This window comes from Gracilibacillus lacisalsi DSM 19029, from assembly GCF_000377765.1.
Taxonomy (GTDB): domain Bacteria; phylum Bacillota; class Bacilli; order Bacillales; family Amphibacillaceae; genus Gracilibacillus; species Gracilibacillus lacisalsi.
Map to the genome: position 1 here is coordinate 15,375 of NZ_KB898663.1, position 13,521 is coordinate 28,895.

Annotated in this window: 17 protein-coding genes; 3 read left to right on the plus strand and 14 right to left on the minus strand. The window is 37.2% G+C overall.

Annotated elements, in window-relative coordinates:
• Window positions 1-63 precede the first annotated feature (63 nt).
• The gene (locus D569_RS0102505) at window positions 64-294 is read left to right on the plus strand and encodes a NifU family protein (protein WP_018930821.1); all 231 of its coding nucleotides are present in this window, start codon (window positions 64-66) and stop codon (window positions 292-294) included.
• Window positions 295-472: 178 nt separating this feature from the next.
• Here the strand turns inward: D569_RS0102505 and thrB are convergent, their stop codons facing one another.
• The 4 genes from thrB to D569_RS0102525 form a co-directional block, all read right to left on the minus strand.
• Entirely contained in the window at window positions 473-1,381 is a 909-nt protein-coding gene (gene thrB / locus D569_RS0102510) for a homoserine kinase (RefSeq protein WP_018930822.1), read from the minus strand.
• Window positions 1,378-2,439 carry a threonine synthase gene (gene thrC / locus D569_RS0102515; RefSeq protein WP_026287195.1) on the minus strand — a complete coding sequence of 354 codons (1,062 nt, stop codon included), beginning with the start codon at window positions 2,437-2,439 and terminating at the stop codon, window positions 1,378-1,380. Before thrC ends, thrB begins: the two co-directional genes overlap by 4 nt.
• A 5-nt stretch (window positions 2,440-2,444) precedes the next feature.
• Window positions 2,445-3,737 (minus strand): homoserine dehydrogenase, encoded by a 1,293-nt coding sequence (locus D569_RS0102520; protein ID WP_018930824.1) that lies wholly within the window; start codon window positions 3,735-3,737, stop codon window positions 2,445-2,447.
• A gap of 158 nt (window positions 3,738-3,895) precedes the next feature.
• The gene (locus tag D569_RS0102525; RefSeq protein ID WP_018930825.1) at window positions 3,896-4,867 is read right to left on the minus strand and encodes a protein kinase family protein; all 972 of its coding nucleotides are present in this window, start codon (window positions 4,865-4,867) and stop codon (window positions 3,896-3,898) included.
• Window positions 4,868-4,949: 82 nt separating this feature from the next.
• On the opposite strand from D569_RS0102525, the gene D569_RS0102530 reads away from it, so the two are divergent.
• Window positions 4,950-5,462: a phosphatidylglycerophosphatase A family protein gene (locus tag D569_RS0102530; protein WP_018930826.1), complete on the plus strand. Its 513-nt coding sequence runs from the start codon at window positions 4,950-4,952 to the stop codon at window positions 5,460-5,462.
• A 199-nt stretch (window positions 5,463-5,661) separates the two neighbouring features.
• Here the strand turns inward: D569_RS0102530 and D569_RS0102535 are convergent, their stop codons facing one another.
• Window positions 5,662-6,060, minus strand: coding sequence for a YbaN family protein (locus D569_RS0102535; protein WP_018930827.1), 399 nt, complete (start codon window positions 6,058-6,060; stop codon window positions 5,662-5,664).
• A 75-nt stretch (window positions 6,061-6,135) separates the two neighbouring features.
• Window positions 6,136-6,717: a molybdenum cofactor guanylyltransferase gene (mobA, locus tag D569_RS0102540; RefSeq protein ID WP_018930828.1), complete on the minus strand. Its 582-nt coding sequence runs from the start codon at window positions 6,715-6,717 to the stop codon at window positions 6,136-6,138.
• A 147-nt stretch (window positions 6,718-6,864) separates the two neighbouring features.
• On the opposite strand from mobA, the gene D569_RS0102545 reads away from it, so the two are divergent.
• Window positions 6,865-7,593, plus strand: a complete 729-nt coding sequence (locus D569_RS0102545) for a Crp/Fnr family transcriptional regulator (RefSeq protein ID WP_018930829.1) — start codon at window positions 6,865-6,867, stop codon at window positions 7,591-7,593.
• 18 nt (window positions 7,594-7,611) lie between these two features.
• Here the strand turns inward: D569_RS0102545 and mobB are convergent, their stop codons facing one another.
• The 8 genes from mobB to D569_RS0102585 form a co-directional block, all read right to left on the minus strand.
• The gene (gene mobB, locus D569_RS22380; protein WP_018930830.1) at window positions 7,612-8,088 is read right to left on the minus strand and encodes a molybdopterin-guanine dinucleotide biosynthesis protein B; all 477 of its coding nucleotides are present in this window, start codon (window positions 8,086-8,088) and stop codon (window positions 7,612-7,614) included.
• 1 nt (window position 8,089) lies between these two features.
• Entirely contained in the window at window positions 8,090-8,323 is a 234-nt protein-coding gene (gene moaD, locus D569_RS0102555; protein ID WP_018930831.1) for a molybdopterin converting factor subunit 1, read from the minus strand.
• A complete protein-coding gene (locus tag D569_RS0102560; protein WP_018930832.1) occupies window positions 8,316-8,792 on the minus strand; it encodes a molybdenum cofactor biosynthesis protein MoaE in 477 nt (158 codons plus the stop codon). Before D569_RS0102560 ends, moaD begins: the two co-directional genes overlap by 8 nt.
• 2 nt (window positions 8,793-8,794) lie before the next feature.
• Window positions 8,795-10,036: a molybdopterin molybdotransferase MoeA gene (locus D569_RS0102565; protein ID WP_018930833.1), complete on the minus strand. Its 1,242-nt coding sequence runs from the start codon at window positions 10,034-10,036 to the stop codon at window positions 8,795-8,797.
• A gap of 11 nt (window positions 10,037-10,047) precedes the next feature.
• A complete protein-coding gene (locus D569_RS0102570; protein ID WP_018930834.1) occupies window positions 10,048-11,061 on the minus strand; it encodes a ThiF family adenylyltransferase in 1,014 nt (337 codons plus the stop codon).
• A 17-nt stretch (window positions 11,062-11,078) separates the two neighbouring features.
• On the minus strand, window positions 11,079-12,098 hold the full coding sequence (moaA, locus tag D569_RS0102575; RefSeq protein WP_425401982.1) for a GTP 3',8-cyclase MoaA: 1,020 nt from the start codon (window positions 12,096-12,098) through the stop codon (window positions 11,079-11,081).
• A gap of 100 nt (window positions 12,099-12,198) precedes the next feature.
• The gene (locus D569_RS0102580; protein WP_018930836.1) at window positions 12,199-12,825 is read right to left on the minus strand and encodes a helix-turn-helix transcriptional regulator; all 627 of its coding nucleotides are present in this window, start codon (window positions 12,823-12,825) and stop codon (window positions 12,199-12,201) included.
• A 22-nt stretch (window positions 12,826-12,847) separates the two neighbouring features.
• Window positions 12,848-13,288 carry a DUF86 domain-containing protein gene (locus D569_RS0102585; protein WP_018930837.1) on the minus strand — a complete coding sequence of 147 codons (441 nt, stop codon included), beginning with the start codon at window positions 13,286-13,288 and terminating at the stop codon, window positions 12,848-12,850.
• Window positions 13,289-13,521 lie beyond the last annotated feature (233 nt).

Sequence of the window (13,521 nt, forward strand, 5' to 3'; positions counted from 1 at the left end):
ATAGCTTTATAAACAAACAACCTTTATAATAGAGTAGTAGTAAGGAAAGGAGAGTTTCCATTCATGGAAGAACAATCAGCTCAAGTACAGGAAGTATTAAATAAATTACGTCCATTTTTATTACGTGATGGTGGCGATGTCGAATTAGTCGATGTGGAAGATGGTATCGTTCGTTTACGTTTGATGGGCGCATGTGGTAACTGCCCAAGCTCCACCATTACTTTGAAAGCAGGTATTGAACGCGCACTAATGGCAGAAGTACCTGGAGTAACTGAAATTGAACAAGTATTTTAATTGTACATTATAAAAATGGAAACGGGTCTTACGTGAGAGTCGTTTCCATTTTTTTATTTCCATTTTAATGAATCCTTGTCCTTCCAAATAAGTTTGGTCCATGAGCATATTCCATTAAAAAAGAGAGATAAACCTGTTTTAAGAAAGTTTATCTCTTATCAATAAGTAATCTCTATTGTTATTTTTTAATTTCTTCACGAATTTGTTCAACGAACGATCCGGTGTTTTCTACTTGTAGCGGGAGCCATTGATATTCTGGGTACTCTGCTTTCCACTTTTTGACGAGAGAAAATACTTTTTTATCATCCACCACTGCAATCATCGTCGGACCAGCCCCACTTAGAAAAACACCATAAGCACCTTCATTTAAATAGCTATAAAGCTCATCATAGTGAGCAATTAATGCTTTTCGATATGGCTGATGAAAAGGGTCTTTTTCCATCATCTCACCTAATGTTTCCCAATCGCCTTGGCAAATAGCCGCTACACTTACATTCGCTACACTGCTGGCTTGCACACTTTCTTTAAATGTAAATTGATCTGGTAATACAGCACGAGCATCCTTTGTTTTTAATTCAAAACTTGGAATCACCGCTACAAAAGTAACACCTTTTACTGGAATTTGAGTGTAGGACACTTTACCGTCGTAATGCCCAACCACACAGCCTCCTAAAAGAGATGGTGCTACATTGTCCGGATGCCCTTCAATATCTGTCGCAATTTGAAGTTTATCATCATCAGTTAATTGTAAATCCAATAAAATATTGGCTAATTCTATTCCGGCAATTATAGCTGTTGCACTGCTTCCTAACCCTCTTGCAAGGGGAATCTCACTTTTCATCTCAACACGGCAGGCAGGCATTTGATCAGGTCGCCCGAATTGGGTCGCTACTTGTTCAGCAATCTCGTAGACTAAATTGTCTTTACCTGTTGGAATTCCTTCCAAACAGGCAGAACTAGCTATAAATTCCCATTGATCTGCTTCTGTTACATGTAATTCTAAATATAAGTTCAATGCCAAACCAATCGAATCAAAACCCGCTCCTAAGTTAGATGTACTCGATGGTACTTTTATCGACCAACTCATGCCTTGACACTACCTAAAATTTCATTGATGATTACTTCTTCCTCATTAGGCAATACAGTAGGTTTTACTTCACTATAATTGATTGCTGTGTCTGGGTCTTTTAAGCCATTACCAGTTAAAACTGTAACAACTGTTGATCCTTTTTCTACTTTACCTTCTTTTAACTTCTTCAGTAAACCTGCCACAGATGCGCAAGATGCAGGTTCAGCAAATACTCCTTCATGTTGGGCAATCCATTGGTATGCTTCAATCATTTCTTCATCAGTAATTTCATCGATCTGACCATTAGATTCATCACGAGCGTTTACCGCACCTTGCCAGCTTGCAGGATTACCGATGCGAATAGCTGTACCTACTGTTTCAGGGTTTTCGAATACGCGATTATGTACAATCGCTGCCGCACCACTTGCTTCAAACCCCATCATTTTCGGTAAACCTGTTTGTTTCTTGTCATTATATTCTTTAAATCCTTTCCAATATGCCGTGATGTTTCCGGCATTACCTACAGGAATGAATAAGTACTCAGGTGCTTTACCTAGTTCATCACAAACTTCAAATGCTGCGGTTTTTTGGCCTTCGATACGGTAAGGATTAACAGAGTTCACTAAAGCCACTTCACCTGATTCTGCTAATTTACGTACATAGCGCAATGCATCGTCAAAATTACCATCAATAGCATAAATTTCAGCGCCATACATAACTGCTTGTGCTAGTTTACCTTGTGCTATTTTTCCATCTGGAATAACTACGATACATTTTAAACCAGCTCTGGCAGCAAAGGCAGCAGCAGATGCTGATGTATTACCGGTAGAAGCACAGATAACTGCTTTTGCCCCCTCTTCTACAGCTTTTGCCATAGCCATCACCATACCACGGTCTTTGAATGAACCTGTTGGGTTTAAGCCGTCGAATTTTGCATATGCATTTATCCCATATTTTTCAGATAATGTTTCTAATTTGTATAAAGGTGTATTCCCTTCATATAAAGTTAACATTGGAGTTTTTTCAGTAATTGGTAATAATTCTTGATACTCTTTCAACAGTCCTTGCCATGCCATAGTCATTAATCCTCCCCATCGACGCGATAACAACTGATTATTTCATTAACAACGTCTAATCCTTTTAGATTTTCTCTACTATTTAATAATTGCTGTTTACTGATTTTGTGCGTAACCATCACAATTTCCGCCATTTTTTCTTTGTCAGAAGGCAATTGCAAGATCTTTTGGAAACTTACTTTTTCATTGGTAAACACGTTTGTTATGTTTTGGAAAGTACCAGCTTCATCATCTACTTCCATCCGAATGAAATATTGCATATACTTTTCAGCATTTTCTTTTAATTGTTTTTCATATTGAGGAATGACATACTCATTTCCGGTAATACCAAGGCGGATATTTTTCACTACATCCATTAAATCGGAAACTACCGCTGTTGCAGTTGGCATGCTTCCTGCCCCTGGTCCGTAGAACATCGTCTCCCCTACTGCTTCACCATAGACATATACGGCATTAAATTCATTTTTTACTAATGCTAACGGATGATCTTTCGGTAAGAGTGTTGGCTCAACACTTACTTCTACTTTTCCATTATGGATCGATGCAATCCCTATTAATTTAATAGTATACCCTAAACTTGTCGCAAAAGTAATATCTTCTTGCGAAATTGTTCGAATTCCGGATACTTCTACATCGTCTAGTCCAATTTCCATTTTAAATGCTAGGTTCGCAAGTAGTGTCATTTTTCGCGCTGCATCTAATCCGTCCACATCTGATGTAGGATCAGCTTCAGCAAAACCAAGCGCTTGTGCCTCTTTTAAAACGGGTTCAAATGCTAATTCATCGTCTGTCATTTTGGTAAGAATATAGTTAGTCGTCCCATTAACAATTCCCATAATTTTTTGAATACGATCAGATGCAAGTCCTTCCGTTAATGAGCGAATAATCGGGATACCACCAGCAACACTAGCGTCATATAAAATATCACAATCATTTTCTTTGGCTAATCGTAATAATTTCTGACCATGAACCGCCATTAAATCTTTGTTAGCTGTGACGATATGTTTTTTATTACGGATTGCTTTTTCTAACAAAAGGTTAGTATCTTCAATTCCACCCATCACTTCTATTATAATATCGAGCTCCGGGTTGTTAACTAATTCCTCTGGATTATCGGTTAACCATTCTGGTTGGATGATAACATCTCGTTTCTTTTTCGTATCATTAACCAGAATTTTTTTTATTTGAATTTCACTACCAACTTTATATTTTATTTCATCAGCATGGCTTTGTAACAGCTTAACAACCCCTGTTCCGACTGTCCCAAGCCCACATAAACCAACATTAACTTGATCCATCTAGACGTCCTCCCTTTGTTTACGTTACGTGTACATCTGTTTATATATAGTGGACATTATACATGTGAATCCGATCTTTATCAAGGCACAATCGTCTAAAAATTTAAAAAAATATACACCTCCATCTTTGCCAATGGAGATGCATTGATAACTATCTTCTACACATCTAACAACCAATCTAATTGTATACTATTTATTTCTCTTTGATCAATTCCGATTTGATAAAAAAATGTCCGCAAATTTTCTTCATAAACAGATTGATTTTCGACCAATTCTTCAATATCCAAATGATGATTAGCAGTTTGGCGGATTTGATCCATTGAATCCAATAAATGAATAGGAAAAATCAATCGAGCATATAATAGTTTCCATCCGAATGCTGATATTGGTATGTTAGATACGTATCGTTGCAAGAATTGCTGACATTCCTGAGAAGATAGTCCATTCGGCGTTAGCATGTACTTCCTTAACTTCTCCGCCATGTCACGAACAGGATGATCATAAACAAAGCGATTACTCCAAATAAATACTTCACTCATATCACTTTGATAACGTCCGAAAGTAATCGAAGGCTGATCACTTTCATTAAATTGTGATTCTTGTTCGACAATATGCATATATTGAATTGCATTTTCTGCCAGGCCAACGATATAGGGAAACATGTTGACAAATCCGCGGATAAAGGGAGATGCTGGTCGTTGTTGATATAATTGTTTATAAAGTGCCTCATATTGATCTATCTTGGTAATCCATAACTGTTTCCATCTTCCATAGCTGTTCATCGTACTTGGCTGATATGGATAGCCAAACCCAGTTTGATGAAAACCAGATAGTTTAGTGGCTTCTTCCCGTTGATCATCGTTATATATCGCATAACATAGCAAATACTTCTCCTTACCAATCGACGTAAGAAATTGATTGTGTACATTTGGAATCGGACAAGTAACATTTGTCCAGCCTTGTTGATGATAATGCGTTGCAATCGTATATAACTCCAGAGCAAATCGTTCTGTTATCGATGTAGGTATAATAAAATAATAGTACGACTGATCTGCAAAAGTTAAATACGGTTTGTCTGAGACTTGTTTAGTAGGCACCTGAATTGGGTAGTGTAAGAATATAGGATGCACTGTATTTCCCCCTTTAATGTCTATATAATAAACTATATGTATACCATGAAATGAAAATGATGAATATAGGATGTGATCAAGTATGGCAAATGTACGAAAACAGACAGAATTAGAACAAAAAGCAAGGCAATGGTTAAAAGATCGAGGTGTCACCTTAGAGGATATTGCAGAATTAGTTTATTTTTTACAGAATAAATATCAGGATGAATTAACGTTAGAGCATTGTTACGAAAATGTAGACAAGGTATTAATGAAACGTGAAGTGCAAAATGCCATCATAACCGGTATTCAACTTGATGTTTTAGCAGAAGAAAATAAATTAGAGTCTCCTCTTCAGGAAATATTGGAAACAGATGAAAGTTTGTATGGTATTGATGAAGTGATTGCATTGTCGATCGTCAATGTCTATGGTTCGATCGGTTTCACGAATTATGGATACATCGACAAACAAAAACCTGGAATTCTAGAGAAATTAAACGATAAATCTCAAGGTTGTCACACCTTTTTAGATGACATCGTGGGTGCAATCGCAGCTGCTGCCTCATCCCGATTAGCCCACAGTGCAGCCAATGAACAATCCATAGATGACGAATAAGAAGGTATACCTCTTTTTCGATAGTTAATCGAAGGAGGTATACCTTTTTACTTTTTTATAGATTTCAATGCTATATTTTAGCGCTTTTATGGAATAATAATCCAAATAGCCGCAGTGGTGGTCAAGTTGTTCAAATATTTCAACATTACTATCAAAGTAATAATGGACCGGCAGGGGTTGCCGGTTTTTCTTATGTTTTTCACCCCATTATTTCTGAACTTTTATGTTTCACTTTTAAAAGAGGAGAAGTAAATATAAATAATGTTACAAAGATAGCAATCCCCACCATAAAGACCTTTACGAGAAGTAATGGTATCATAGTAAGCGTAAATAATACACTTGTCCAAACAACGGTAACAGCAAAAACCTTGATTCGAAGCGGTACACCTTTCCCGCTCTTATAATCTGCTATATAATGACCGAAATATGGATTTGTCATAAGCCAGTTGTACAAGCGAGGCGATGATTTACCATAACAAAAACCTGCTAATAGGACTAATGGCGTTGTAGGAAGTAATGGGACGATAATACCTATTAACCCCATAATAAGACTGAGACTCCCCCCTATTATCCATAGTGTCCTTTTGAAATTCCACATTTTACTCACTCCCATTTATCAAACTGCTATAGGGATATCAGACGCTAACACTCTGATAAGTTTCGCAAAATCAGCTTAATCTCTGACATGGCGTTGATATTCTTCCTGTGTGTTGATATTGATAAAATATATCTCATCATCAGCAGAAAAATCGACGTATGTTACCGTTAATCTGCCTAACAATTGATGCATGGAACGCTTACCAGCAATTAATTGTTGTTCTATCACACCAATAGTATCCAGTTTATATAGGGCAATTAACGGCTGGATTCTATTATTTATTCTTGGGACAATAGCATCTGCACAATCATCTATATAGCTGATTAACCTCTTTAAAATAAATGGTTTTATTAATGGTGTATCGACTGGTGAAACGAGATACCAATTAGCATCATTATTATTCATGGCAGAATAAATCCCAGCTAACGGCCCTTGTCCTTTAAATGACTCTAAATCTTTGATGACATGAATGTTTTCCGTTTCTTGGTGTAGAGGTTGATTATCACCTACTACAAAATACGTGTTATCTACACAAGCTAACATCACGCTTAAGGCATTTTCATAGAAAGTATTTCCCTGATAGGAAGCAAATGCTTTGTCCTTTTTAAACCTTGATGACTTACCTCCATTTAACACGATACCCATGATTTTTTCCACTTATTTTACACCTCTCGTTCACTTTTTCACAAAATGGTCAAAAATCTTTCACGAAAATGTTTTTCTTTTCTACAATTACTTACCCGTAACCATGCTACAATAATAATAAATAGTTAAAAACCGGACTAGAAATTGGAGGGTATTACCATGCAATCTGCACAACCATTAACGACAAGGCATCGACAACACCAAGATCAAATCTCTCAAGAGTTACGTCAACTATTGGAATCAATCAGTCATACGAAAAAAATGAGAAAAGATACATTTTTGTTTCAAGAGGGTATGGACGCACATGAAATTTTCATTCTAAAATCAGGCTTAATTCAGGTTGAAAAGTTAACTGCAGATGGTAAAGAATTAACATTACGCCTGTGTAAAGCGAATGATATGGTTGGTGAATTAACACTATTTAGTGATGATGCGAAATATTTATTAAGTGCACGCGTGATTTCCCCAGGTGAAGTACTAGTCATTAACCGAGAACAATTAGAAGAAGCCCTCATTGATAATGGTAAATTAACGTTTGAATTTATGCGTTGGGTAAGCAATCATATGCGTATTTTTCAATCCAAGATTCGTGACCTGCTCCTTAACGGTAAGAAAGGGGCATTATATAGTACATTAATTCGCTTAACCAACAGTTATGGTATCGAAACAAGTGAAGGCATTCTAATTGAAATGGCCTTAACCAATCAGCAACTTGCGAACTTCTGTGCTACGACGAGGGAAAGTGTTAACCGAATGCTCAGCGAGCTAAGAAAACTCGATATCGTCGACGTGAAAAAAACCGGCCATATTGTCGTTAAAGATCTGCAATTTTTACGTGATGAAATTGGTTGTGAAAACTGCCCAATCGAAGTTTGTAACATAGACTAAATGTTTACCTTCCTATGTTTAAAGGAAGGTTTTTATTTTACCGAATTCAAAATCATGCCAGTTAGCTTCTACCTGATTAAAAATATACTCCGGATTTTCTTTGTACACATGTTTCACATTTTCTACTGTTTCTAATATCGGATCCCTTTCTTGCTGTAACAGGACTACTTTTGGTAAAGGTAGATGCTTGTATCCTTCGATCATTACAACGTCGATATCAATCGCTTGATAGAATAGCAGCAGTTTTTCGAGTGAAAGTTTCTTTTTATCAGCAGTCATTAAAAGCTGATTCTCTCCGATAACCGTAGTCAACTTGGCACCACGGTTAAAATGCTGATAACTGTCTGTCTCTTGTACTTGTTCTGGCTCTCCACCATGACCATGATGCTTGATGGTAGCGACATGATAATCTTTTTTCTTCAAATATTCAATCCATTGTGAAATAAAGGTTGTCTTTCCGCTATTTTTATAACCGACCACTTGAACGACATACATCTTAACCACCGCTAACTGGAGGGATAATTGCCACAGTGTCACCAGATCGAATGATGTCATCCTCTAATGCATAGGCTTCATTAACGGCAACCATCGATGCTTCGATCTGACTCAAATCGAATTGAGATTGCAATTGATATTTGATTTCCTTGACGGTTATTTCTTTTATATCTAAAAGAACTTTATCTTTACCGACTTCTTCTTGTAACTGAGCAAATAATAATACTTCAATCATGGTCCTCATCCTTTACATCTGGTTTACCTGCTCGGTATCGAACGTTTTCCAGTTGGTCCCCAATCCATGCTTCGCCATCTTCCCATTGTTCCTTCTTCCAAATTGGAACTATTTGTTTAATTCGCTCAATCGCATATTCGTTCGCTTGGTATGCTGGTTTACGGTGAGGGGAAGAAACAGCAATCACTACGGCAATTTCTGAAATATCAAGGGAACCAATCCGGTGTGTAATTGCCACTTTTGTGTCTGACCATTTTTGGTTAATTTCTTTGCCGATCTGAGCAAGCATCTTCTCCGCCATCGGTTTATATGCTTGATATTCAAGATATACTGTCTTTTTTTCACCAGTGATTTCACGAACTGTACCAATAAAGGTAGTGATCGCTCCAGCATTACGATCTTTTACTTTTTCGATTAGTGATTCAACAGAAATAGGTTCTTCTACAATTTCAAACATCTTGTTTCTCATGCTCATTCTCCTAACAAATGAATCGTTACTTGATCACCTTTTTTATATCCTTCTGTACCACCAGGTAATTGGATGAAACAGTTAGCCATTGCCAAGCTGTGCACCATATTGGATTTATCTTTACCTGCAGGTTCTGCTACTAGCTGCCCATTTTTAACTTGGTAACGCCCTCTAACGAATCGATCAAATGGATTAGCTTTTGAGAAATCAACAGCTAATGTAGCTTGTTCCTGCTGCATTCCGATTGTTTCCTTCGCTAAATAGTGATCGATAATTGGTCTTACAAATAGTTCAAATCCTACATAACATGCTGAAGGATTTCCTGATAATCCATATAATAATCTATCATCGACAGCAGCAACGGTTGTGACACTGCCAGGTCGCATCGCCACTTTATTAAATAATACTTCAGCACCTATTTGATGATAAATCTCTGGAAGTAAATCATAATCACCTACAGATACTCCACCAGTTGTAATGACAAAATCAACTTCTTTCATCACTTCTGAAATTTTTTCCAAACTTTCCGATAAATCATCTGGTAATTGACCATAATACTTTGGTATTGCTCCAGCTCTTTCTAATTGTGCCATGATCATATATGCATTACTATTACGAATTTTCCCTTGTTCTAACGGTTGATCTACTTCTAATAGCTCACTTCCAGTAGCAATCACACCGATTACCGGATTTTTTGCTACTGGCACTTGTGCATAACCAAAAGTTGCCAATAACGCTACTATTCCAGGATTTATCACGGTGCCTTTGTTCACTAATACTGATCCTTTTCCAACATCTTCGCCTTGAAATGAAATGTTCTGCTGATGCTGAAGGGATTTCCTAACCGTTACATACGCTCTTCCATCTTCTTCAAAGGCTGTAGTATCTTCTAACATAATGACAGCATCCGCTCCGTCTGGAATAGGTGCACCTGTCATAATTCGAACAGCTTGATTGTTTACTACATGTTCAAGATGGACACTGCCAGCACCGATATGACCGACAACCTCCAAGATTTTCGGGTTATGCTCCGTTACTTCAGTTGTATCCGCTGAACGGAGTGCATAGCCATCATATGGAGAGCGGTCAAACGGCGGCACATCATGATCCGCTTTTAAATCTTCCGCTAATATACGTTGATGTGCGTTTGTTAATGGGATATATTCTGTTTCACCTTTTTTATAATAGTCCGTAACTCTTTTAACAGCTTCTGAAACCGGGATGGGATTACGTTCATTTAACATAAGTCATACTCCTAACCTACAATCTGATAATATAGCTTTTTAGCATCCTCTATCGAATTGGTACCATGGACAAAGGTACGGCCATCTTGGAAAAATACTAACCTTTTTTCATCGATATCAACAGAAACTAAAAAGGGGTTTGCTTGGACTTCTCCATAATGGGCGAGCTTTGACTCGAGCATCTCGAGTGGATATTGTTTACCACGAATTTGCACCGTATCTCTGCCACATAAAACCTCGGTCTTTGTTCTACTATGATAAGATAGATGAGGATAAGTCGGTGCCTGACCACAACTGGTGCAATTGGTGCGTTTCGCGCGACTGACGTCAATCGTTTGATAATGATTATTCCACAAATCAAAAATAATCAATTTACTATTTATTTTGTGTTTTGCTTCGAGTAACAGCTTTAGCGCCTCTGTTGTCTGATGTGTTACAACCATTTGTACTGCTGGTCCTATCACTCCGACTGCATCACAGGTTGCACCAAACATAGGAGTGACTTTTAATAAACAATCCAGACAAGGTGTTTGCCCTGGAATGATCGTAAATGTCATACCTGAACTGCCCACACATGCGCCAAAAACCCATGGTTTTCTATATTTATGTGCAAGGTCATTGATTAAAAAACGTGTATCGAAATTATCCGTTGCATCGATCACAATGTCTGCCTCTTGTACATAAAAAGCGAGATTCTCCGCCGTAGCATCGATCACAACAGGACAAATATCGATCTCACTATTGATTTTTTTTAATTTTGAAGCTGCAGCGATTGCTTTTGGAGTTTGTTGATGCACATCATCTTCGGTAAATAAATGTTGTCGCTGAAGGTTGGTCCATTCAACGTAATCGCGGTCAATGATAGTGATGTTGCCAACTCCTGCCCGCGTTAGCATCTCCGCTGATGAGGAACCAAGTGCACCGCAGCCAACGATGAGAACATGTTTCGACAGCAAGTGTGCTTGTCCCTCCTGACCAATTCCTTGAAAAAGCATTTGCCGATGATATCTGTTTATATCTGACATCCCATACAATCCTCTCTTTAACCACCAATATAAGACATTTCAATTTTCTTACGGTTTCTGGCAGATTCTTCTGTACGTTCATCTGAATAACGATCATCACGGTATTTCCAACGAGAAACAATCGTATCCCTTACTTCTTCATCTGTTGCTCCACCTCGTAAAATATCTTTCAGGTTCAAGCCCTCACCAGCAAATAAACATGTAAAAAAGAGTCCATCTGCTGCAATTCTTGCTCTTGTACAAGAAGAACAGAATGATTCCGATACGGATGTGATAAATCCTACTTCTGTATTTGTTCCTTTATAACGATAACGCTTAGCTACCTCACCAAAATAAGCAGGATCAACTGGTTCTAATTCAAACTGCTCTGAAATTCGATCATACATTTCTTTTTTGGTGACAACATGCTGGAAATCCCAGCCGTTTGACTGGCCAACGTCCATAAATTCAATAAACCGTAACGTTACACCAAGCTCTTTAAAAAACTTCGCCATCGGTATCACTTGATGATCATTCATTCCTTTTTTTACTACCATATTCACTTTTACACCTAACCCTGTTTCTTTGGCCTTCATTATACTGTCGATCACAGGCTGTGTACGTACGTTACTGTCATTGATCTGCATAAATGTGTCATCATCAATTGCATCTAGACTAACATTAACACGTTTTAACCCGGCTTTTTTAAGGTCTTCTGCCATCTTCCCTAGCAAAACTGCATTCGTTGTCAGACCGATATCTTGCAAGCCATTCAAATGAGATAATCGCTCAATTAACGTAGTAATATCACGTCTTAATAGTGGTTCTCCACCAGTTAAGCGAATCTTACGAACGCCTAAGTTTAAAAAGACTTTTGTTAACCGCTCGATTTCTTCAAAGCTTAACAAGTGTTCTTTTGGTAAAAAGGCGAAATCTTTTCCGAAAATCTCTCGAGGCATACAGTAGCGACAACGAAAATTGCAACGATCTGTCACAGAGATCCTCAAATCCTGTAGTGCTCGACCAAATTTATCTGTTATGACTGACTGTTGCATGATGAATCGCCCCGTTTCTAAAGTATATTATCTATCTAAAGTTAAACATAACCGATCAGAAATCCTTGTGAGAAACATCACAACTATGTTTAAAAGAAAAGGTTTATTTCTCCTCTATTAGAAAACTACAACACTGCTCTCCCATAGCGATACAACTATTCATTTTGACTTGTGCATTTGGTAATAACTCTCGAAAAACCGCCTCTTCTGTTAGACATGCTGCTTTATAATTACATGCAACGGAATAAATCGGACAATGATACTGATCCAGTTGAAATCGTTGAGAATCGATTTGTTTTAGTGAAGACATATATCCTTCCTGTTTTTGAATGGTTAATAGTTGTTCCACTTTATCTGACAGTTTTTGGTATGGTGACAATTGTTGTTTATAGGAATTCATACGATCTTCTGTCCAATCAGAGATTAATGCTTCCACAAAATCTATACCAAATTGTTTTTCCAATTTATCCAACATACTTACTGATAATTGTTCATAATGTTGTGGGAAATCCTGCTGCCCTTTTTTCGTTAAACGATATTGCAAAAACGGACGACCAATTTCTTGTTTAACCGTATTTGCTTCAATTGTACCTTGTCGTTCCAACGTTTTCAGATGTCTTCTAAGTGCTATATCCGAAATCGAAAAATGGCTTAATAATTGGGGTACGGTCATTGCTTGCTCTTTTTTTAATAACTCGACAATTTTTTCCTTCACAGTTCGTTTTGCCACCGTTACCCCTCCCTTTCTAGCTTTACAGGTCATTGGTAAATGTATTTGCTACACCCATTTCCGTTGCCAAGTAGGTACGGATGTGCGTACTAAATTTCTTAAGTATGTCGATATTTTCATGTAATACAGCTTGCAATTGTTCGTGTTCGATTTGTTTATAGTTCTGAACAAGCATTTTTCGTAATCCAATAATTGCTTCATACCCGCTATTTTCCTTTTCTGGAATAACTCTTTCATCGATCAAAATATGAATGATGTCCAGATAACTTCCCGGATCACGCATAATAAATCCGTCAATCATCATATTTCCGACGTCTAAAATACATTCTATTAATAGATGTGTTATTCGTTCTAATGCCAGATGTTCAATAGCTGATTCAAATTTATTATCTTTCACTAAAATTAAGGTTTGATCAAAATAATCCAATGTTTCGTTCATTTTTCTCATATCTACAAAATACACTACTAATCCCCCTACACTTCAAAACAACGTCTACCTATATAATACCATATTATACAAGATGTCGTTAGTGGTAATTTCCGATTGATTTGGTTGCATTAAGGTGAACGAATTTCTATAAAAATGATTCAATTTTCCATAAAATTCATACACTATAGTAAAAATACTCAAACTCAAAAGTATTAATAACATACTGTGAAGTAATGAAATTACTGTTTGTTCGAAACTAAACTATA

Coding starts and splice junctions, on each gene's coding strand:
- mobB (WP_018930830.1), bottom strand. CDS start 8,088: ATGTATGTCGTTCAAGTGGTCGGTTATAAAAATAGCGGAAAGACAACC.
- D569_RS0102520 (WP_018930824.1), bottom strand. CDS start 3,737: ATGGATCAAGTTAATGTTGGTTTATGTGGGCTTGGGACAGTCGGAACA.
- D569_RS0102530 (WP_018930826.1), top strand. CDS start 4,950: ATGGCAAATGTACGAAAACAGACAGAATTAGAACAAAAAGCAAGGCAA.
- D569_RS0102545 (WP_018930829.1), top strand. CDS start 6,865: ATGCAATCTGCACAACCATTAACGACAAGGCATCGACAACACCAAGAT.
- thrB (WP_018930822.1), bottom strand. CDS start 1,381: ATGAGTTGGTCGATAAAAGTACCATCGAGTACATCTAACTTAGGAGCG.
- D569_RS0102560 (WP_018930832.1), bottom strand. CDS start 8,792: ATGAGAAACAAGATGTTTGAAATTGTAGAAGAACCTATTTCTGTTGAA.
- D569_RS0102535 (WP_018930827.1), bottom strand. CDS start 6,060: ATGTGGAATTTCAAAAGGACACTATGGATAATAGGGGGGAGTCTCAGT.
- thrC (WP_026287195.1), bottom strand. CDS start 2,439: ATGGCATGGCAAGGACTGTTGAAAGAGTATCAAGAATTATTACCAATT.
- D569_RS0102505 (WP_018930821.1), top strand. CDS start 64: ATGGAAGAACAATCAGCTCAAGTACAGGAAGTATTAAATAAATTACGT.
- D569_RS0102565 (WP_018930833.1), bottom strand. CDS start 10,036: ATGTTAAATGAACGTAATCCCATCCCGGTTTCAGAAGCTGTTAAAAGA.
- D569_RS0102570 (WP_018930834.1), bottom strand. CDS start 11,061: ATGTCAGATATAAACAGATATCATCGGCAAATGCTTTTTCAAGGAATT.
- moaD (WP_018930831.1), bottom strand. CDS start 8,323: ATGATTGAAGTATTATTATTTGCTCAGTTACAAGAAGAAGTCGGTAAA.